This is a genomic window from Pseudomonas lundensis, assembly GCF_002269125.1.
Classification (GTDB): Bacteria; Pseudomonadota; Gammaproteobacteria; order Pseudomonadales; family Pseudomonadaceae; genus Aquipseudomonas; species Aquipseudomonas lundensis_A.
The window spans coordinates 53,828-74,242 of record NZ_NQKI01000012.1; the positions used below are offsets into that span (position 1 = coordinate 53,828).

21 protein-coding genes and 1 other RNA gene are annotated in these 20,415 nt (G+C 58.4%); 11 read left to right on the forward strand and 11 right to left on the reverse strand.

The features are described 5' to 3' along the window. Positions 1-69 precede the first annotated feature (69 nt). From CJF39_RS09905 to CJF39_RS09925, 5 genes are all read right to left on the reverse strand, one after another. On the reverse strand, positions 70-1,071 hold the full coding sequence (locus tag CJF39_RS09905; RefSeq protein WP_094993251.1) for an extracellular solute-binding protein: 1,002 nt from the start codon (positions 1,069-1,071) through the stop codon (positions 70-72). A 118-nt stretch (positions 1,072-1,189) separates the two neighbouring features. After that, a complete protein-coding gene (locus tag CJF39_RS09910; protein WP_170942667.1) occupies positions 1,190-2,407 on the reverse strand; it encodes a 2-octaprenyl-3-methyl-6-methoxy-1,4-benzoquinol hydroxylase in 1,218 nt (405 codons plus the stop codon). An 85-nt stretch (positions 2,408-2,492) separates the two neighbouring features. Then, positions 2,493-3,680, reverse strand: a complete 1,188-nt coding sequence (gene ubiH, locus CJF39_RS09915; protein ID WP_094993253.1) for a 2-octaprenyl-6-methoxyphenyl hydroxylase — start codon at positions 3,678-3,680, stop codon at positions 2,493-2,495. Next, positions 3,677-5,011: a Xaa-Pro aminopeptidase gene (gene pepP / locus CJF39_RS09920; protein WP_094993254.1), complete on the reverse strand. Its 1,335-nt coding sequence runs from the start codon at positions 5,009-5,011 to the stop codon at positions 3,677-3,679. Before pepP ends, ubiH begins: the two co-directional genes overlap by 4 nt. A gap of 29 nt (positions 5,012-5,040) precedes the next feature. After that, on the reverse strand, positions 5,041-5,604 hold the full coding sequence (locus tag CJF39_RS09925) for a YecA family protein (protein ID WP_094993255.1): 564 nt from the start codon (positions 5,602-5,604) through the stop codon (positions 5,041-5,043). Positions 5,605-5,738: 134 nt separating this feature from the next. Between CJF39_RS09925 and CJF39_RS09930 the strand changes: the two genes are divergently transcribed. The 4 genes from CJF39_RS09930 (at position 5,739) to CJF39_RS09945 (ending at position 7,163) form a co-directional block, all read left to right on the forward strand. Beyond that, positions 5,739-5,948 (forward strand): TIGR02449 family protein, encoded by a 210-nt coding sequence (locus CJF39_RS09930; protein WP_094993256.1) that lies wholly within the window; start codon positions 5,739-5,741, stop codon positions 5,946-5,948. Then, on the forward strand, positions 5,945-6,262 hold the full coding sequence (locus tag CJF39_RS09935) for a cell division protein ZapA (RefSeq protein WP_047279798.1): 318 nt from the start codon (positions 5,945-5,947) through the stop codon (positions 6,260-6,262). The genes CJF39_RS09930 and CJF39_RS09935 overlap by 4 nt, the downstream gene beginning before the upstream one ends. A gap of 31 nt (positions 6,263-6,293) precedes the next feature. Continuing rightward, positions 6,294-6,471: non-coding RNA, 6S RNA (gene ssrS, locus CJF39_RS09940), on the forward strand. A gap of 56 nt (positions 6,472-6,527) precedes the next feature. Beyond that, on the forward strand, positions 6,528-7,163 hold the full coding sequence (locus CJF39_RS09945; RefSeq protein WP_094993308.1) for a 5-formyltetrahydrofolate cyclo-ligase: 636 nt from the start codon (positions 6,528-6,530) through the stop codon (positions 7,161-7,163). A 22-nt stretch (positions 7,164-7,185) separates the two neighbouring features. Here the strand turns inward: CJF39_RS09945 and CJF39_RS23025 are convergent, their stop codons facing one another. Continuing rightward, positions 7,186-7,335 (reverse strand): hypothetical protein, encoded by a 150-nt coding sequence (locus tag CJF39_RS23025; protein ID WP_088500203.1) that lies wholly within the window; start codon positions 7,333-7,335, stop codon positions 7,186-7,188. Between the two features lie 195 nt (positions 7,336-7,530). Here CJF39_RS23025 and CJF39_RS09955 point away from each other — a divergent pair, with 195 nt between their 5' ends. From CJF39_RS09955 to CJF39_RS09970, 4 genes are all read left to right on the forward strand, one after another. Continuing rightward, on the forward strand, positions 7,531-7,980 hold the full coding sequence (locus CJF39_RS09955) for an EVE domain-containing protein (RefSeq protein WP_094993257.1): 450 nt from the start codon (positions 7,531-7,533) through the stop codon (positions 7,978-7,980). Between the two features lie 166 nt (positions 7,981-8,146). After that, complete coding sequence (locus tag CJF39_RS09960) at positions 8,147-9,112, forward strand: HlyD family secretion protein (RefSeq protein ID WP_094993258.1); 966 nt, start codon at positions 8,147-8,149, stop codon at positions 9,110-9,112. Next, complete coding sequence (gene rbbA, locus CJF39_RS09965; protein WP_094993259.1) at positions 9,109-11,838, forward strand: ribosome-associated ATPase/putative transporter RbbA; 2,730 nt, start codon at positions 9,109-9,111, stop codon at positions 11,836-11,838. The genes CJF39_RS09960 and rbbA overlap by 4 nt, the downstream gene beginning before the upstream one ends. Then, positions 11,838-12,956: an ABC transporter permease gene (locus CJF39_RS09970; RefSeq protein WP_094993260.1), complete on the forward strand. Its 1,119-nt coding sequence runs from the start codon at positions 11,838-11,840 to the stop codon at positions 12,954-12,956. Before rbbA ends, CJF39_RS09970 begins: the two co-directional genes overlap by 1 nt. A 96-nt stretch (positions 12,957-13,052) precedes the next feature. On the opposite strand, the gene CJF39_RS09975 is transcribed toward CJF39_RS09970, so the two are convergent. After that, on the reverse strand, positions 13,053-13,457 hold the full coding sequence (locus CJF39_RS09975) for a flagellar basal body-associated protein FliL (protein WP_094993261.1): 405 nt from the start codon (positions 13,455-13,457) through the stop codon (positions 13,053-13,055). A 185-nt stretch (positions 13,458-13,642) separates the two neighbouring features. Between CJF39_RS09975 and CJF39_RS09980 the strand changes: the two genes are divergently transcribed. Further along, positions 13,643-13,984 (forward strand): bacteriocin immunity protein, encoded by a 342-nt coding sequence (locus CJF39_RS09980; RefSeq protein ID WP_094993262.1) that lies wholly within the window; start codon positions 13,643-13,645, stop codon positions 13,982-13,984. Positions 13,985-14,045: 61 nt separating this feature from the next. On the opposite strand, the gene CJF39_RS09985 is transcribed toward CJF39_RS09980, so the two are convergent. Beyond that, the gene (locus tag CJF39_RS09985; RefSeq protein ID WP_094993263.1) at positions 14,046-14,729 is read right to left on the reverse strand and encodes an energy transducer TonB; all 684 of its coding nucleotides are present in this window, start codon (positions 14,727-14,729) and stop codon (positions 14,046-14,048) included. 363 nt (positions 14,730-15,092) lie between these two features. Between CJF39_RS09985 and glpT the strand changes: the two genes are divergently transcribed. After that, on the forward strand, positions 15,093-16,436 hold the full coding sequence (gene glpT, locus CJF39_RS09990; protein ID WP_094993264.1) for a glycerol-3-phosphate transporter: 1,344 nt from the start codon (positions 15,093-15,095) through the stop codon (positions 16,434-16,436). Here glpT and CJF39_RS09995 read toward each other — a convergent pair. Beyond that, complete coding sequence (locus tag CJF39_RS09995) at positions 16,433-17,080, reverse strand: gamma-glutamylcyclotransferase (RefSeq protein WP_094993265.1); 648 nt, start codon at positions 17,078-17,080, stop codon at positions 16,433-16,435. The genes glpT and CJF39_RS09995 overlap by 4 nt on opposite strands. A gap of 240 nt (positions 17,081-17,320) precedes the next feature. Between CJF39_RS09995 and CJF39_RS10000 the strand changes: the two genes are divergently transcribed. Further along, positions 17,321-17,800 (forward strand): sn-glycerol-3-phosphate transporter, encoded by a 480-nt coding sequence (locus tag CJF39_RS10000; protein WP_170942666.1) that lies wholly within the window; start codon positions 17,321-17,323, stop codon positions 17,798-17,800. Positions 17,801-17,892: 92 nt separating this feature from the next. Here the strand turns inward: CJF39_RS10000 and CJF39_RS10005 are convergent, their stop codons facing one another. Next, on the reverse strand, positions 17,893-18,861 hold the full coding sequence (locus tag CJF39_RS10005) for a CDP-6-deoxy-delta-3,4-glucoseen reductase (RefSeq protein ID WP_094993266.1): 969 nt from the start codon (positions 18,859-18,861) through the stop codon (positions 17,893-17,895). Beyond that, the gene (gene ubiD, locus CJF39_RS10010) at positions 18,861-20,327 is read right to left on the reverse strand and encodes a 4-hydroxy-3-polyprenylbenzoate decarboxylase (protein WP_094993267.1); all 1,467 of its coding nucleotides are present in this window, start codon (positions 20,325-20,327) and stop codon (positions 18,861-18,863) included. The genes CJF39_RS10005 and ubiD overlap by 1 nt, the downstream gene beginning before the upstream one ends. Positions 20,328-20,415 lie beyond the last annotated feature (88 nt).

Genomic DNA, 20,415 nt, shown 5'->3' on the forward strand with positions numbered 1-20,415 from the left:
GGGTTTAGCCCTCGCGCCAGCCCTCTTTCACGGTAGAGGGCCAGGGCGAAGGTGTGCGTTACATTCGACTCAATTCCAGCCTGCGCGGTCCATCATGCGGATAGCTTCAGCCTGACGCTTGCCCGCCACTTCAACCGGCAGGGCGTCTGCCTTGAACTCACCCCAACTGGCCACTTCAGCAGAAGGTGGAACGCTTGGGTTCGCCGGGAATTCCTGGTTGGTGCCTGCAAAGATCGACTGCGCCTCAGGCGTGGTCATCCACTCCACCAGTGCCTTGGCGGCTTCTGGATGCGGAGCGTATTGGGTCAAGCCAATACCCGACAGGTTGACGTGGACACCGCGATCAGCCTGATTGGGCCAAAATAACTTCACGGCCAGATCAGGTTTCTGCTTGTGCAGGCGGCCGTAGTAGTACGTGTTGACGATGCCTACGTCGCATTGACCGGCGTTGATCGCCTCCAGCACTGCGATGTCATCCGAGAACACGTCGGTGGACAGGTTGTTCACCCAGCCCTTGAGGATCTCTTCGGTTTTGTCGGCCCCATTCACTTCAATCATGGTGGCAGTCAGCGACTGGTTGTACACCTTTTTGGCCGTGCGCAGGCACAAGCGCCCTTCCCACTCTTTATTTGCCAAGGCTTCGTAGGTGGACAGTTCTTCAGGCTTAACGCGGTCAGTGGAATAGGCGATGGTGCGCGCGCGCAGGCTCAGGCCCGTCCATGCGTGGGAAGAAGACCGGTATTGCGGCGGGATGTTTTTGTCTATCACTGCGGAGGTGAACGGCTGCAGAATGCCCATTTGCTCGGCTTGCCACAGGTTGCCTGCGTCGACGGTCAACAACAGGTCAGCAGTAGCGTTCTGGCCTTCTGCCTTGATGCGCTGCATGAGCGGCGCTTCCTTGTCAGTGATGAACTTGACCTTGACCCCGGTTTTCGCGGTGTAGGCGTCAAATACCGGCTTGATCAACTCGTCAATACGCGAGGAGTAAACCACCACTTCGTCGGCAGCATAAACGCTGCTCGCAAAAACGGTCAGGGCCAGGGCAGTCAGTAGACGCTTGGGTGCCAACATGAGGGGCGGTCTCTCTAGATGCGAATCGGGCGTAAATGGTAGTGAATCACATTTGCCAGCTCAACCTAACTCGCCCCCGAGGCGTTACCAGATGTTGCAAGCGCAAGCAGGGAGGCGATCACGGCTTGGCCAATGGCGGCAAATCCCCGGTCAACCCTAGTGCTTGACGCACGAATACTGCTTTAGCCTCGGGCATTTGGTTAACCCATTTCAGGCCGCTGTTGCGCAGTAGGCGTGCGGTGAGTGAATCCGCCTGGAACAGTCGCTGAAAACCTTCCATCGCAGCCATCAACGCCAGATTGTGCGGCATGCGACGACGTTCGAAACGGCTTAATACTTTGATATCGGCAAGACGCTCGCCACGATCCACGCCATGCAACAGCACGTGCGCCAACACCGCAGCGTCGAGGAAACCGAGGTTAACGCCCTGCCCGGCCAACGGGTGAATGGTGTGCGCGGCATCGCCAATCAGCGCCAGCCCATGCGCCACATAGCGTTTGGCGTGACGTTGACGCAATGGCACGCAGACCCGCGGGTCTGCGCTCAGTACCGACCCCAGTCGGCCTTCAAACGCCAGCTCCAGCTCATGGCAGAACCCGTCGTCATCCAGTGCCATCAGACGCTGAGCGTCTTCAGGCGTGGTGGACCAGACAATCGAGCACCAGTCCTGCTGGCCATCGCGCTCCAACGGTAAAAATGCCAAAGGGCCATGGTCAGTGAATCGCTGCCAGGCGGTTTGCTGATGCGGCTGGGCGCACCGCACACTGGTAACAATGGCGTGATGCATGTAGTCCCATTCACGGGTCTGACAGCCCGTCAGGCGGCGCACCGCCGAGTTGGCGCCATCAGCCGCGATCACCAGCGGAGCGCGCAAGGTGCGACCGTCCGCCAGTGTCAGCAGCCACTCGTCACCCGAGCGGCGCATTTGCTCCAGTCGCGCATTGGCCAGCAATTCGATATCGCTGCTCTGCAAACACGCCAGCAACGCATCCTGCACGACGCGATTTTCGACGATATGACCCAGTACGTCGGCATGCACGCTGGCTGCCGAGAAATGAATCTGGCCCGTTCCGCTGCCGTCCCACACGTGCATGTGCGAATACGGGCTGACCCGACGGCCGACAATCCCGTCCCACGCACCCAAGCGTTGCAGAATGCGCTGGCTGGCAGCCGACAAGGCGCTGACACGAGGCTCAAAGGTATCAGCCGGGCTGAACGGTGTAACGCTCAGCGGCCCGCCATCGAGCAGCAGGATTTTCAACCCACTGTCCTTGAGCGCCAGCGCCAAGGCGCTTCCGACCATTCCGGCCCCAACAATCAGCAGATCTGCGCGCATTTCCATGCTTTAAGCCTGTGTCGTGAGCGGCATGCGCCGCACGTGAAAAAAGGATCGACAAGGAACGCGAACGCTCCCGCCATCGTCAAATGTCTGCGCGGGCGCCCAACCCCATGGCTTGACGGGCAAACCAGCGTTTGGCCGGAGGCAGCAAATCAAGACCCAGCAGGCCCAGGTTGCGACCGAACGACACCAGCGTCTGATCGCTGCCAAACAGGCGCGTCACCTGATCCGAGAAGCCAATCGTCAATTGCTGATCGCGTTGTTGGCGCTGTTGATAACTCAACAGCGTGGCAAGGTCACCGGGGTGTCTGTCGCTCGCCAGCAACGCTTCAGCCAAGGCTTGCGCATCGCGCAGCGACAGGTTGAAACCCTGACCAGCAATCGGATGCAGGCTGTGGGCGGCATTACCCAGCACGGCCAGGTGCGGGCGTACTTGCTCTTGCGCCTCGATCAGCGTCAGCGGGTACAAATGCCGCGCCCCCACTTGCTTGAGGGTGCCCAGACGATAACCGAACACGCCCTGCAACTCGCTGAGGAAGCTGCGCTCATCCAGCGCGGCCAGACGCTCGGCGTCCATTCCCAAGCGGGTCCACACCAACGCGCAGCGGTTTTCCGGCAGCGGCAGCAAGGCCATTGGGCCTTCGTCCGTAAAGCGCTCAAAGGCCATCCCGCAATGGGCTTCGCTAGGGGTGATGTTGGCGATCAGCGCGCTTTGGTCATAAGGACGCTTACTGACATGAATCCCCAACTGCTCACGCAGGTTCGAACGCCCGCCGTCGGCCAGCACGGCCAGGTCGCAGTCGAGCGTGGTCTCATCGTTGAGGGTGAGGCGATAACCGTCTTCGAGAGGCTGCATGTGGATAACTTCGGCCGGGCAGCGCCAGGTGATGACGTCAGGGTCCAGGTGTTTCCACAGGCACTGGCCGAGCCAGGCGTTCTCGACCACGTAGCCAAGCGCCGGGACGCCTTCTTCAATGGCGGACAACCGCGCGGTCGAAAAACGCCCGCGGTCGGACACATGAATGTCTTTGATCGGTTCGGCGCGGGCAGCGATTGACTGCCACAGCCCCAGTCGTTCGTAGATCTGTCGGGCGCCATAGCTCAATGCCGAAGAACGGGCATCGTAGCTGGGCTGGTAGCTGTTGCCGGGCGCGAAAGGTTCGATCAGGACGATTTTCCAGCCCCGCGCTTTGGCCCCGGCCTGCAATGCCAGCGCCAGGCTCGCGCCCACCAGCCCGCCACCGATGATGGCCAGATTGACTCGACTCATGCTGCGTTCACCTTGGCTGCGGCCATCAAGGCTTCGATATCGGCCACCGTTTTCGGCACGTCGCCCGTCAAAATCTCACACCCGTTTTTGGTGACCACTACGTCGTCCTCGATCCGCACACCGATGCCGCGCCATTTTTTGGCGACGGCTTGATTGTTCGGGCTAATGTAGATGCCGGGTTCAACGGTGAGGGTCATGCCGACTTCCAGCACGCGCCACTCGCCCCCGACCTTGTACTCACCCACGTCATGCACATCCAGCCCCAGCCAATGCCCGGCACGGTGCATGTAAAACGCTTTGTAGGCTTCGCTGGCGATCAGTTCCTCCACGTCGCCCTGCAATAACCCGAGCGCCACCAACCCCGCCGTTATCACTTTAACCGTGGCTTCGTGGGCTTGATTCCAGTGCTTGTTCGGCGCGATCTCAGCGAACGCGGCTTCTTGCGCCGCCAGCACCACGCCATAAATCGCCTTTTGCTCGGGCGAAAATCTCCCGTTGACCGGGAAGGTACGGCTGATATCGCTGGCATAGCAGTCGATCTCGCAGCCCGCATCAATCAGCACCAGATCGCCGTCCTTGAGCAGGGCGTCGTTCTCTTGGTAGTGGAGGATGCAGCTGTTGTCACCCGAAGCGACAATGGAGCCATACGCTGGCATTTTTGCCCCGCTTTTCCGGAATTCATAATCCAGCTCTGCTTCCAGGCTGTATTCATGCAAACCAGGACGGCTGGCTTGCATGGCACGGACATGGGCACGGGCCGAAATCTGCGCCGCGTGGCGCATGACTTTTAATTCTGCCGCCGATTTATACAGGCGCATGTCATGCAGCAGATGATCCAGGGCAACAAATTCGTTGGGCGGCTGAGCGCCGAGGCTGGCCTTGGAGCGGATGGTATTGATCCACTCCATTACATGGCGATCGAATTCCGGGTTGCTGCCCATCGCCGAATACACACGGTCGCGTCCCTCAATCAGACCCGGCAGGATGTCGTCGATGTCGGTAATGGGGAATGCGTCGTGCGCACCAAAATCGCGCATGGCGCCTTCTTGCCCGGCCCGCAGGCCGTCCCACAGCTCGCGCTCTGGGTTGCGTTCGCGGCAAAACAGTACAAATTCGCCATGGGCTCGGCCGGGGATCAACACAATGACCGCTTCTGGCTCGGGGAAACCGCTCAGGTATTGGAAGTTACTTTCCTGACGGTACACGTGCTCAACGTCACGATTGCGAATCGCCACAGGGGCCGCCGGCAATATTGCGATGCTGTTGGGCCCCATCTGCGCCATGAGCGCCTTGCGGCGGCGTGCGTATTCCGATTTCGGGATATGAATCATGGGCAGACGGGTTTCCTCTTGGCGATCGATCAGTGCAGCGAAGGCTTGGCGGCCGCAGGCTCTTCAGGCTTTTTAGTTTCGGTGTACAGCAACAGCGGCGCGACGCGCAGGTATTCCATCACTTCCATGTAATCGCTTTCGCCATCGTCAGATTCTTCAAGCGCATCTTGCACCTGCGCGATGGCCGCCAAGTCTTGCAGCACTTCGCGACCTTCATTGCTCAACGCGTTATCGCGGTAATTAAGACCGAAACCGGCCAGGAAGCCCTGACACCATTCGCCCAAAGCAATGGCGCGGTCAGTCAGTGGCGCGTCGTCTGTCGGCAGCAACAGCACAACGGTCATGTCGTCACTGGTCAGCTCACCCTTGACCATCTCTTGCAAACCAATCAAGGCATTGCGTACGTTGTCACTGATTTCAGTTTCGCTCTGGAACAGCTCAGCGGCATCAGCCAGCCAGCCATCATGGTCAAAGCCAACGCCGGCCGCACTGCGGCCCAGCAGCAGGCCATGCAACTCGGCAGGCGATACGTTATGGCCGCTGGTGCTCAGCAGGGTGGCAAAGGCTTGGTACGGGGAGTTCTGAATAGGCATGGTCAGCTAGGCGCCAAGCGGCGCTATGTCTAGAATGGAGGCCTTGTATCCTAGCATCGGCAGACGAGCCAGACCATCAAGGCGTCAACTCGCCTGATCGTCCCCACCCATCAGAAAATACACAGTAGGACACAATGGAAGACACCGACCTGCATGAACTGATGGCCAGGCTCGAACTCCTGATTAGCCGGGTCGAGCAACTTAAAAGTCAAAACGGACTCTTACTAGCTCAGGAAAAGACTTGGCGCGAGGAACGCGCGCACCTCATTGAAAAAAACGAAATCGCCCGACACAAGGTGGAATCGATGATTTCGCGCCTCAAAGCCCTGGAGCAAGACTCATGAGTTCAAGCAATAGCGTCACCGTGCATATCCTCGATAAAGAATATTCGATCATGTGCCCCCAGGAAGAACGGACCAACCTGGTGAGCGCCGCCCGTTATCTGGACGGCAAAATGCGCGAAATCCGTAGCAGCGGCAAAGTGATTGGCGCCGATCGCATCGCCGTAATGGCCGCGCTCAATATCACTCACGATCTGCTGCACAAGCAGGAGGTCGCTGAAGTTCAGACCAGCAGCTCAACCCGAGAACAAGTGCGCGACCTGCTGGAACGCGTTGATTTGGTGCTTGCCACTGATCCGAACGAACGTCAAAGCTGATTCAAAAGGTTTCTTTGGGGTATACTCGCGCCACTCCCTGGAGTATTCGCCAGTTAGCGATGTCCCTGAGCCGATTCGCATTACCCTGGAGCTTGCACGTTGGACCGGTGTGCATGTCCGCTCGACGGAAAGCCTTAAGGTCTACTGCAACTTCCACCTTGAACTTTCGGGTTCAAGGGCCAAGCCGACAGCGGTACGTCGGGGAGCCTGATTTTTCCAGTGCAATGCCAGCCCTCCGCTGGCATTGGCTTTCTCGGTGTCGACCTTGAACAGCACGCCACCTACCCGCCCGCAACTTCGCCGCCAACTGCGCAGCGCCCGCCGCGAACTTTCGCCTTGCGCGCAACGTCTGGCAGCCCGTGGCCTGTACCGGCAACTGGCGCAACATCCTCTGTTCCGCCGCGCCAAACACATTTCCCTTTATTTGCCCACCGACGGTGAAATCGACCCGCGCCTGCTGCTGCGTGAAGCGCAACGCCGGGGCAAGATCACGTACCTGCCTGTACTCAGCGCATGGCCCCGGACCAAAATGGTGTTTCAACGTATCGCCCCCGGCGAGAAGCTGATCCCCAACCGCTTCCGAATTCTCGAACCGCGCATCAATCATGCACGCCAACGCAAGGTCTGGACACTCGACCTGGTGTTGCTGCCATTGGTGGGGTTCGATCCGAACGGTGGACGGCTGGGCATGGGCGGCGGGTTTTATGACCGCAGCCTTGCGTATCTGGCACGTCGACAATGCTGGCGCAAGCCGACACTGCTAGGCCTGGCCCACGAATGCCAAAAGGTCGAAAACCTGACTCAAGCCAGCTGGGACGTGCCGTTACAAGGCACCGTTTCGGACAAGCAGTGGTATGTCGCCCACACGTCGCCAGGGCATCACGCGACGCGCGATGCCTGAAAAGTCGTTAACGCAAGAAAGTTTAGCGTTTGAAAGGTTGTACTTGCTGTTGAGCCAGTTCAATCGGCGCATCGGTCGAGTTGGACCACAAACTTTGCGCATACCCCGTTGTAACTACGCCCAAACCGAACAAAAAAGCCAAAACCCACAGTACATCCGGTTTGCGTTTCATCGATTGCCCCCCTTCAGGCAAATCAACACGATGACAGCAACGGTTTTTGTTATAGGCCGTGCAGCAGCGTCAAGCTTAAAATCCCGGCATTCTGCGACAACCGTTAACGACACGCAAACGATGGCGTCAACCGGCTGTCGGTTTATCAAGATGTTTCAAGAAAGATGATTCGCATCATGTTTCAGGAGAAGAAAAATGGCCTATTGGTTGATGAAATCCGAGCCTGACGAGTTCTCGATCAACGACTTGCAGAAAATCGGTGAAGCCCGCTGGGACGGGGTCCGTAACTACCAGGCGCGTAACTTCATGCGTGCTATGGCGGTGGGCGATGAGTTCTTTTTCTACCATTCCAGTTGCCCGCAGCCTGGCATTGCAGGGATTGGCCGCATCGTCGAAGCCGCTTACCCCGACCCAACCGCGCTCGACCCCGAAAGCCATTACTTCGACCCCAAAGCCAGTACCGAGAAAAACCCGTGGAGTGCGTTGCAAGTGGCCCACGTGCAAACCTTTCCTCAGGTGATCAAGCTCGATTATCTAAAACAACAGACGGCGCTGGCCGAGATGCCCCTGGTCCAAAAAGGCAGCCGTCTTTCAGTCATGCCCGTCACAGCCGAACAATGGGCGACGGTACTGACACTGCTCTGACACACAGCCAACACCTGTAGGCACAAGCGTGCCCCGGCACACAGTAAAAATCACTTCGGCAATACCGCCCATTAGCGTCTAGGCTTTGGCCTTCCTTTGACTGGCATCAAACCGCCCCGGCAGTGAGACCGTCAAACTAGAGCGCTCTGTGAGACAGGATGTTGGCATGTCGAAGAACCACCGTGTATCCCATTATTTCGTTATTCCGTTGGTGATCCTGCTGGTGGCAGCAGGCGGGTTCGGTTACTGGAAATCCCAGCATGACCGCCTCCCCGAAGGCATCAGCATGGGCAACGGCCGACTCGAATCCACGGAAGTCCAAATCGCCGCCAAAATCCCCGGCCGCCTTGCCGAAGTGCTGGTCGACGAAGGTGATCGCGTGACCAAGGGCCAACTCCTGGCCCGCATGGACACACGCACCCTCGAGGCCTCGCGTAATCAGGCCGAGGCCGAGGTGCTGCGGGCCCGGCAAACCCTGGCTGCCAACGAGGCCAACGTACAACTGCGCCAAAGCGAAAAGCTGCTCGCCAGTCAGGAGCTCAAACGTTTCCGGCAACTGGCCCAGCGCGGCTTTGCCAGTGGCCAGCAACTGGATCAGCAACAGGCTCGTTTTGACACCAGCAACGCTGCCGTAGTCGCTGCACAAGCTCAAGTGGCCGCCGCCAGGGCCGCGATTCACGCCAGCGAAGCTCAAGTAGCGCAGCTCACCAGCGAAATCGACGACAGCAGCCTGCGCGCGCCCATCGACGGCGTGATCCAACTGCGCCTTGCCGAGCCCGGCGAAGTACTGGGCTCGGGCGGACGCGTGTTCATGATGATCGACCCCAGCGACCAGTACATGAACCTGTACTTACCCGCCTCGGTGGTCGGCAAACTGACCGTCGGCGCGCAGGCACGCATCCTGCTCGACGCCCTGCCCGACAAGCCCCTACCCGCAAAAATCAGTTTCGTGGCGGCCAAATCGCAGTTCACCCCAAAAGAAGTCGAAACCCGCGACGAGCGTCAAAAACTGGTGTTCCGCGTCAAACTTCGCCTGACCGATCCGAGCGCCGTGCCGCAAGCCAAGCCCGGCATGCCGGGCGCCGGTTACGTGCGCACTGCCGACGTGGACTGGCCGGCTAATCTGCAATGAGCGACCTGGCCCTCAACGCCAGTGGCATCAGCCACCGTTACGGCAAGCAGCAGGCGCTGCTCGATATCTCCTTCAGTTTGCCCAAAGGCACGCGCTGCGGGCTGATCGGCCCGGACGGTGCGGGCAAGTCGAGCTTGCTGGGGCTGATTGCCGGGGTCAAAAAGCTTCAGCAAGGCAGCCTTGAAGTGCTTGGCGGGCCGATTGACGATCGCCGCCATCGCAACACGCTCTACCCGTTGATTGCTTTCATGCCCCAAGGGTTGGGCGGCAACCTGTACCCGGAGTTGTCGATCAGCGAAAACATTCGCTTTTTCGGCACCTTGTTTGGTCTGTCCAAAGACGACTGCGAACAACGCATGGCCAACTTGCTCAAGGCCACGGACCTTGAGCGATTTGCCGAACGTCCGGCGGGTAAGTTGTCCGGCGGGATGAAGCAAAAGCTCGGGCTGTGTTGCGCGCTGATTCACGAGCCCGACCTGCTGATCCTTGACGAACCCACCACCGGCGTCGACCCGCTTTCCCGTCGGCGCTTCTGGGAACTGGTTGACGACGTACGCAGCCAGCGCCCGCAGCTGACTTTGCTGGTTGCCACGGCCTACATGGAAGAGGCGGAACAGTTCGAGCACTGCCTGATGCTCGACCGCGGCACATTGATTGCTACCGGGCTCACGCAGGAACTGGCGGCGATCACTGCCACCGGCAAACTGGACGAAGCGTTTACCCACTATCAGGGCGACACCGGCCACAGCAACGAACCGTTGGTGATTCCGCCACGGGTCAGCGACAACAGCGATATCGCCATCGAAGCCCATGACCTGACCCTCAAATTCGGCGATTTTACCGCCGTGAATAACGTCAGTTTCGCCATCGGACGCGGCGAAATCTTCGGTTTTCTGGGCTCCAACGGTTGTGGCAAAACCACCACCATGAAAGTGCTGACCGGGCTTATGCCCGCCACCGAAGGCAGCGCCAAACTGCTCGGTAATCCGGTGGATGCCAAAGACCTGGCTACGCGCAAACGCGTGGGTTTCATGTCTCAGAGCTTCTCGCTGTATGGCGAGTTGAGCGTGCGGCAGAATCTGGTTTTACACGCACAGCTATTCGACTTGCCCAAGCAGGACAGTCGCGCGCGGATTCAAGAGCTGATCGAGCGTTTTGATCTGGCGGACATTGCCGAGCAACAGTCCGGCGAACTGCCACTGGGCTTGCGTCAACGCCTGTCGCTGGCAGTGGCGGTATTGCATCGCCCTGAAGTGCTGATCCTCGACGAGCCCACCTCAGGGGTTGACCCGGCCGCGCGCGACGATTTCTGGCGGTTGCTGATCGAGCTGTCGCGGGATCAGGGCGTGACGATCTTCTTGTCCACCCACTTCATGAACGAAGCCCAGCGCTGCGACCGCATTTCGTTGATGCACGCGGGCAAAGTATTGGCCTGCGACACCCCCGATGCATTGCAGCAACAGTTTCACGGCGAGACGCTGGAAGCCGCATTCGTTACCTGCTTGGAGCACGCGCAAAACGAGCAGGACGCTAGCACGGTACCCGCTCCCGAGACTGGCGCTGCGGTGGTCAACGCCCCGCCACCGCCCGGCAAAAGCGGCTTCAGCCTGACTCGGCTGATTGCCGTGGCCAGCCGCGAATCCAAAGAGCTGCTGCGCGACAAAGTTCGCATGGCATTCGCCTTGCTGGGGGCGGTGTTCATGATGGTAATTTTCGGCTACGGCATTTCGCTGGACGTGGAAAACCTGGCGTTCGCTGTTTACGACCAGGACCAAAGCCCGCAAAGCCGCGCGTACCTGGAAGCCTTCCGCAGCTCGCGTTACTTCGAAGAACACGCGCCCATCCACAGTGCAGAAGAACTGCACAAGCGTCTGCAACGCTCAGAAATCAAAATCGCACTGGAAATCCCGCCTGGCTTTGGGCGCGACCTGTACGCCGGCCGCCAGCCCACCGTCGCCGCGTGGCTGGATGGCGGCATGCCGTTTCGCGCAGAAACCAGCCGTAACTATGTTGAATCCGTGCATCAATCCAACCTTGAGCAACTGTCCGCCTTGAGCAGTCTGGCGCAGAACAAACAAGGGGCGGCCAAACTCGAAACACGCTTTCGCTACAACCAGGACGTGGTTAGCGTGAATGCAATCGGGCCGGGCGTGATGGCGCTGATCCTTGCCTTTATCCCCGCGATGCTGACAGCCCTGGGCATCGTGCGCGAAAAAGAGCTGGGCTCCATCACCAACTTTTACGCCACGCCACTGACCCGGCTTGAATTTCTGCTGGGCAAACAGATGCCCTATCTGGCCGTCAGTCTGGTCAATCTGGCCTTGCTGGTTGCCATGAACCGCTGGCTATTCGGGGTGCCGTTTAAAGGCAGCGCGCTGACATTGGCCCTCGGCGGGCTTTTGTATGTGCTGTCGACCACCAGCATGGGACTGCTGATATCGGCATTCACTCGCACCCAGATCGCGGCGATCCTCGGCACCATGATCATCACCAGCCTGCCGACCATCCAGTTCTCCGGCCTCATCGTGCCGCGCTCGTCACTGGACGGCTCTGCGGCGTTAATGGGCATGCTGTTCCCCGCCGGGCACTTTCTGGACATTGCCGTGGGGACCTTCACCAAAGCCCTGGATTTGCGCCAGCTGTGGCCGCAATGCCTGGCGCTGCTGGGCTTCTTCGTCGCCTTTACCGGCTTGAGTCTCATCATGCTCAAGAAGCAGGAGGTTTGATGCACAAGCTCTCGCATATCCTGCGCCTGGGGATCAAAGAACTCACCAGCCTGCGGCATGACAGCGTGCTGCTGCTGTTTTTGTTCTACGCCTTCACGGTGGCGATTTACATGCCGGCGGCGGGATCAATTATTGGCGTGCACAACGCCAGCGTCGCGATTGTCGATGAAGACCACAGCGCCTTGTCGCGCAAGCTCAGCGAGTCATTGCTGCCACCGGAATTCAAAACCCCGCAAGCACTGCCTTACGATCAGTTGGACGAGTCCATGGATGGCGGCCAATACACGTTTGTCATCAACGTACCGGCCAATTTTCAGGCGGACTTGCTGGCCGGGCGCGAACCGGGTCTGCAAGTAAACGTCGATGCAACAGCCATGAGCCAGGCGTTTATGGGGGCGGGTTACATCGGGCGTATCTTCCAGCGTGAACTGCTCAACTACACCGGTCAGGCCAATGCAGCGGCAAACACACCAGCACTTATCAACGCACGGGCACTGTTCAACCCGAACCTGGAGGGCGGCTGGTTTTTGGCGGTGATTCAGATCGTCAACAACATCACCATTTTGGCCATTGTGTTAACCGGCACCGCGCTATTGCGCGAACGGGAACACGGCACCCTCGATCACCTGCTGGTGCTGCCCCTGACAGCGCTGGAAATCATGCTGGCAAAAATCTGGAGCAGCATGCTGGTCGTGGTGCTCTGCACCTGGGTGTCGCTGGAGGTCATCGTCAAATGGGCGTTGGGCGTGCCGCTGGCCGGGTCACTGGCGTTGTTTTTGGGTGTGACGGCGCTTTATCTGTTTGCCAGTACCGCGCTGGGGATTTTCCTCGCCACCCTCGCCCGTTCAACACCGCAGTTCGGCTTGCTGGCCATCCCGGTCATCATCCCGATGCTCTTGCTCTCGGGCGGCAGCACGCCGCTGGACAGCATGCCTGAATGGCTGCAGTGGGTGATGCAGTGCTCGCCTTCAACTCACTTCGTGAGTTTGAGCGCGGCAATTCTGTTCAGGGGGGCGGGTGTGGACGTAGTGTGGCCGGATTTGTTGGCGCTGGCCGCCATCGGCCTGCTGTTCTTTGCGATTGCCCTGGCGCGGTTTCGAAAGAGCCTGGCGTCGTAACGTTTGCGCCGGGCATGACCCTTGGTCACCGGCTTTGTTCGCGACGCACTGTGCGCAAACAAAGCCGGTGCCTGCACGGCGAATCCAAAGGCTGGCTTACTGAACGATCAAGTTGTTGAACAACAGATCATCCACCTGCGGCTTGCCCGTCTCATCGGTCATGACCTGCTGGATCTGCTTCAGCGCTTCTTGGCGCAGCTTCTCTTTATTCTCGACATTGCCCAGGGTTTCACTGGTCTGCTGAGTAAACAGACCGACCAACTGATTGCGAATCAACGGATCGTTGGCCTTCACGACCTTGGCGGCTTCGTCGCCCGTAACACGTAAGGCGATATCGGCCTTGTAAACCTTGAGCTTCGGGCTGCCATCCAGACCGTAATTCCCCACAAAGGGCGGCGTCAGGCTGATATAGCTGACTTTGGCTTCGCCCTCTTTCGCGTCTTCCGCCACCGCCGCCATCGGCAACAACAGGGCCAGCATCAACAGGATCCACGCTTTCACAATTCGCTCCTTTATACGGTTTGGGGCAAGCATACGGGTCGTTTCGCCTCAGCCCAAGGGTTATAGCTGAGTGGCAGATCACCGACAGTCGTACGTCGGTATCATCCTCTTCGTTATCGGCTGAGGTGAGCAAAGCAATAACGCGCTCATCAGAAACGAGCAATATTGAGGCAAGTGACATAACTATGTACCTCACCCGCTGTTTAAAGCGCACGTACGTTTGTGTCTTCCCAACAAAGGGAAAACACAAACGAATACGGCGGGAATTTAAAATCAAAACTAAATATGAAGACTACACAGCCCATGAACTCGTTGAACTGTTCACCCAGATTTGGGGCCTCAACTGCATCACTGAAGAAAAACACAGCGCCTTGGTTGAGCATTTTTTAACGATCACTGAACACCCGGATGGTTTGCAATTAACGGTGTACATCGAAGCCGGCATAGCCAAGGATCCCCGCGATGTCATTCGAATCGTGAACGAATGGCGACTGGCCCATGGCAAGCCGGGCTTCAAAACCCAATGACTCTCGGATGCCGCCTTGTGGCGGCATCAACCCTGAATCAGTCCGGCGGACTGGCCCGGGCTTACAAAGGTTTATCAGCCAGTTGCAACTGATCCTTGTGGCCGGTGACCACCAACCGCGCTTTTACACTTTCCGCAAGCGCGTCCAGAAAGAGGCTGCCAGGCTTGGCCTGGCAAGTCTTTATTGTTTGGGCCATACCCTGCGCGAGATCAAACAGCGTCTCGGACAATTGTTCGGTCGAGAGCTTTTTCGCGATATACAGGTCGATCAAGCGATTGCGCGTCACCATGAACAAGGTTAAACCGCCAGACAGCACGTTAAGGTTGCGCCAATTGAATCGGGAAACTTCGTTATTGAGTGTGCGGCAGGTGGCGCCCTTGAGGTCGAAATGGCGCATGTTGCCCAAGGCTTCAGGGGTATCGCTCACCGTGAAAACCAAGGGTGAGAAAAATACCATGTGCTTGGGGCCACCCTCTTCTTGCTTCCAGGCCGAAAAACGCCATTCACTCATTGCTTTCAGCGCCGCGCCCGCAAATTCGGGGTGCGTGCTGTAAAGAATTTCGAGATCGGCCACTGAACCATCCGGGTTGACCTTGAACCGGGTTCGTACTTCGCCTGGCAAGCCGATACGTTGCAGTTCTTTGGGATAAACAGGCTTTACCTGGTACTGCAACGTAGGCGCGGAATCACCGGCCAACGCCTTCAGCGACATCATTAAGACGAACAACCCCACCAAACTCTTCATGCTTTCTCCCAAGCTGCGCGGTACACGCCTGCATCAGTGCAGAAAGAGCTGATGATAAAAATTTGTCGCCAATTCTTTCAGGTCTCGGTTTCCCAACGAAGCGTGGGAGCCGTCCGGTTTAACCGCCAGTGTCCATCCCTTAAACGTATCTGGAAGCCTTGATGGATAAGGAGGACAGGCCTTTGCGTCACCGCAGTGACAACGGGACAGGTGCTTGAGGTATTACACCTGTGCGACATGTTCATAAGTGAACATGCCTTATGCGTTGTTAACTTTCGTTTCAGATGAGAAGACCTGTCATTTTCGGTAACGAAAATGTAACGTTCGGGCCCGCCGATATAACAAGAAATTTGGAGCTCTTGAATGTTTGCCTTTTTCCGACCTGCCGCACATCAGGCACCGCTGCCTGCCGAAAAAATAGACAGCACCTATCGACGCCTGCGATGGCAGATTTTCGCCGGTATCTTTTTTGGTTATGCAGGCTACTACCTGCTGCGTAAAAACTTCTCGCTGGCCATGCCGTACTTGATTGATGAGGGGTACACCCGGGGTCAACTGGGTGTGGCCATGTCGGCAATCGCCATCGCTTATGGCTTGTCGAAGTTCCTCATGGGCCTGGTGTCCGATCGCTCTAACCCGAGGTTCTTCCTGCCGTTTGGCCTAATGATTTCAGCGGCCGTGATGTTCATTTTCGGTTTCGCGCCTTGGGCAACGTCCAGCGTGACCATGATGTTCATTCTGTTGTTTATCAACGGTTGGGCGCAGGGCATGGGTTGGCCGCCCAGCGGCCGGACCATGGTGCACTGGTGGTCGCAGAAAGAGCGCGGCGGCGTGGTGTCTGTGTGGAACGTGGCGCACAACGTGGGCGGCGGCCTGATTGGCCCACTGTTCTTGCTGGGCATGGCATGGTTCAACGATTGGCACGCCGCGTTTTACGTACCTGCTACCGTTGCATTGCTGGTGGCATTGTTTGCCTTTGTGACCATGCGCGATACGCCGCAATCCGTCGGTTTGCCGCCAATTGAGCAGTACAAAAACGATTACCCGGCCGGGTATGACGCCAGCCACGAAGACGAATTCAGCGCCAAAGAAATTTTCATCAAATACGTGCTGCGCAACAAAATGCTCTGGTACATCGCCATGGCTAACGTGTTCGTCTACCTGCTGCGCTACGGCGTGCTGGACTGGGCGCCAACCTACCTTAAGGAAGCCAAGCACTTCACCGTGGACACCACGTCGTGGGCATACTTTTTCTATGAGTGGGCGGGTATCCCGGGGACGCTGCTGTGCGGCTGGATGTCGGACAAAATCTTCCGGGGCAACCGTGGGCTGACCGGCATCGTGTTTATGGCACTGGTGACGGTCGCGACGCTGGTGTACTGGCTCAACCCGCCGGGCAACCCGAGCATCGACATGATCGCGCTGTTCTCCATTGGCTTCCTGATTTACGGGCCAGTGATGCTGATCGGTTTGCAGGCTCTGGAACTGGCACCCAAGAAAGCCGCAGGTACGGCAGCTGGCTTCACCGGGCTGTTCGGTTACTTGGGGGGGTCGGTGGCGGCCAGCGCAGCGATGGGTTATCTGGTTGACCACTTCGGCTGGGATGGCGGCTTCGTACTGTTGATCAGTGCGTGCCTGTTGGCGATCGCGTTCATGATCCCCACCCTGCGCCACAAGAAAGTAGCCAGCGAAGCGCGCAACGCTTAAGGCTTGATTGATCCACAGCGCTTGAGCCGCGCCTCCAGATTCCGGTCTGGCATGGCGTGGCTGCGCAGGGCGCTTACGGTCTGCTCCACATAATCGCGAGTGGTGCCGTAACGCCCGCAGGCGTTGGCCAACACCTGCCCCAGTACGTCATCTGGCAGATTGCCCGCATAGCTGGGCAGATGCCGCTCCAGCACAAAACCCAATGCCTGCACCTGAGAGCCATCTTCAAGACGGCAGGTGAGCCAGTGCGGCCGGTAAGACGGCACGGGCATCTCTCGTAGCCACAAGGCATAGAGTGCTGCATCGAGGTTTTCTTCCGGCAGCCGATAAGCAAACCCGCTGCACGACCCGCCCCGGTCCAGCCCGAACACCAGCCCCGGCAACTGCGGGGTGCCACGGTGTTCGTGGGACCACACGTACAGCCCTCGATGGTAGCCATGCACACGGCCACGAACGCGCTCGACTGCTGAACATTCGGGGCGCCAGATCAGTGAGCCATAGGCAAATAACCACACCGGCCCGCCTTTGTGGCGCGCCATGGTACCGAGCAGCGAGCTGCGCAATTGTTCGGGAGTCAGCGGCGCCCCGAGATCAAGTCGCGGCGGATAGGCGAGGGTCAAGCAGGTCGGTTCAGTGACAGTCATAACGAATGGGTACAGGCCTTGCGCACTTGCAGGATGTCCACAACATAACGTGCTGAATCTTATAGCACTGAATGTGAAATGACGCGCTTGGCCTGACATATGGCTACCGGGTCACGAATCGGCGCTACGCTGAAACCCGAAGCCGTCGATCTGTTCCAGTCAGGTTCAGGTTTGCGGCCAACGACCTCTTTATAGTGACCCGCCACTGGCGCACGCCAAACTGCCAACAGAGGCCTATGCATGAAGAAATACGGAATCTGTGGCTTGTTGATGTTGGTCAACGCCAGCGCCGCGATGGCGCATGATGAAGCGCAACAGCAGGATCAGGACTTTTGGTACGTTCAAACCAGCGTCTACACCAGGCACTTTTCGCCCGACCCCGAGCACAACAACAACCAGGACCTGATCGGCCTTGAGTACCATCACCGCTCAGGCTGGCTGGCGGGTGGAGCGACGTTTCGTAACTCGTTCAGGCAACGGTCGTACTACGCCTACACCGGAAAGCGCTTCGACAGCGAGACTTATCCCGTGTACTTGAAAGTAACGGGGGGGCTACTGGAGGGCTATCACGGGAAGTATCAGGACAAAATCCCACTCAATCGTTTTGGCGTAGCGCCCGTGATCATTCCGTCCGTGGGTGTTCACTATGGCCCGGTCGCCACCGAGCTGGTGTTGCTCGGTTTCAATGCCGCGATGGTGACAACGGGGTTACGTTTTTAATCGCTGAGAGGAACGCATTTCCGCCTCGCGCTATAGCCAACTTGTGCAGTCGCTGTCGAAGCACAAGGCTGCGACAGGCTGCACGAGACGTATCAAGGCCGTGGGCTGTATGCGAAGACGTCGGCACGCATTTGGTGGGCGTCCATCCCTGCCGCAACCAAGGCGTCGAGGGTGCCGTAAATCATCGCCGGAGAGCCGCTCGCATAGACGAAAACAGAGCGCAGATCGCGGATGTCTTCGCACACAGCTTCGTGCAACAACCCACAGCGCCCTTCCCATCCGCACAGATCACTCACGACCTTGTGCAAATGCAGGTTAGGGATCTGCTGCCACGCGTCCCACTCTTCCAGGGTGTAGAAGTCTTCAGGACGACGTACACCCCAGTAAAGATGCACGGGGTGCGGGAAACCTTTCTCACGGCAATGCTCGATCAGGCTGTGCATTTGCGCCATACCGGTGCCCGCAGCGATCAGTACCAGCGGGCCATCGGGCAACTGGGACAAGTGTGTATCACCGAACGGCATTTCAACCCGGATCATTTTGTTGCGTTGCAGTTGCTCAATCAGGCTGCGGGCGCTGTCTTCACGCACCAACACGTGCAGCTCAAGGTCACGTCCGGCATGTGGCGCGCTGGCCAGCGAGAACGCGGATTTCTCACCGTTCTCACGCTCCAGCATCACATATTGGCCCGCGTAATAACGCGGCGGCTTGCCGGCGGGCGCACGCAAGCGCACCCGCCAGACATCGCCGCCCATTTCTACGCAATCAACCAACTGGCACGTCAGGCTGCGCACCGGCAACTCTCCCAAGGCAAGCACGCCATCCCACAACACGACGCAGTCTTCCTGCGGTTGCGCCAGGCAGGTGTAGATCTCGCCATGGTCACGTATCTCGCCCGCTTGCTGCACGCGCCCTTCAACCAGCAAGGCGGCGCACACATGGCAATTACCGTTGCGACAGCTTTGCGGGCATTCATAGCCCAGGCGCTGCGCCGCATTCAGAATCGGCTCGCCGGGCAAGGTATCCAACACCGCGCCTGACGGCTGCAAGGTTACTCGCATCAATCTATTCCCAATTGATTCCAGATGTCATCGACCCGGCGTGTCACTGCCTCGTCCTTGACGATGACCCGTCCCCATTCGCGCGTGGTCTCGCCCGGCCATTTATTGGTCGCATCGAGCCCCATCTTCGAACCCAGACCGGACACCGGCGAGGCGAAATCAAGGTAGTCGATTGGCGTGTTATCGATCATCACCGTGTCGCGCTTGGGGTCCATGCGCGTGGTAATGGCCCAGATCACGTCGTTCCAGTCGCGGGCATTAATGTCGTCATCGGTCACGATCACGAACTTGGTGTACATAAACTGGCGCAAAAATGACCACACACCGAGCATCACCCGCTTGGCGTGCCCCGGGTACGATTTCTTCATGGTCACGATGGCCATGCGATACGAACAGCCTTCAGGCGGCAAGTAGAAATCGGTGATTTCCGGGAACTGCTTTTGCAGGATCGGTACAAACACTTCGTTCAGGGCCACACCCAGAATCGCGGGCTCATCCGGTGGACGGCCTGTGTAGGTGCTGTGGTAAATCGGCTTGACCCGATGGGTGATGCGCTCAACGGTGAAGACAGGGAAGCTGTCCACTTCGTTGTAGTAACCGGTGTGGTCACCGTACGGGCCTTCCGGGGCCATTTCGCCGGGGTGAATCACGCCTTCAAGGATGATTTCAGCCGTGGCGGGGACTTGCAGGTCGTTGCCGCGGCACTTGACCAGCTCGGTCCGGTTGCCGCGCAATAACCCGGCAAAGGCGTATTCGGACAGGCTGTCAGGCACCGGTGTCACCGCGCCAAGAATGGTTGCCGGGTCGGCGCCCAATGCCACAGAAACAGGGAATGGCTGGCCGGGGTGTTTCTCGCACCATTCGCGGTAATCCAGCGCACCGCCACGGTGGCTCAGCCAGCGCATGATGACTTTATTACGGCCAATCACTTGCTGACGGTAGATGCCAAGGTTCTGGCGATCCTTGTTCGGTCCTTTGGTGACGGTCAGGCCCCAGGTAATCAACGGCGCCACATCGCCCGGCCAGCAGTGTTGAACCGGCAGCATGGCCAGATCGACATCATCGCCTTCAATCACCACTTCCTGGCACACCGCGTCTTTCACGACTTTCGGGGCCATGGAGATGATCTTGCGGAAGATCGGCAGTTTGGACCACGCGTCCTTCAGACCTTTCGGCGGCTCTGGCTCCTTAAGGAACGCCAGCAATTTGCCGATTTCACGCAGCTCGCTGACGGACTCAGCACCCATGCCCATGGCCACGCGCTCAGGCGTGCCGAACAGGTTACCGAGTACCGGGATCGTGTGGCCGGTCGGGTTTTCGAACAGCAACGCCGGGCCTTTGGCGCGCAGCGTGCGGTCGCAGATTTCGGTCATCTCCAGCACTGGAGAGACGGGAATCTGGATGCGTTTCAACTCTCCGCGCTGCTCTAGCTGCTGCACGAAATCCCGAAGATCCTTGAATTTCATTGACGTTGGCACCCTCAAAATAGGCGTACATCCTACCTGCAATGCCGCCCGCTGGCAGCTTATCGCTGCTGGGCGGGCGGATTTGAGC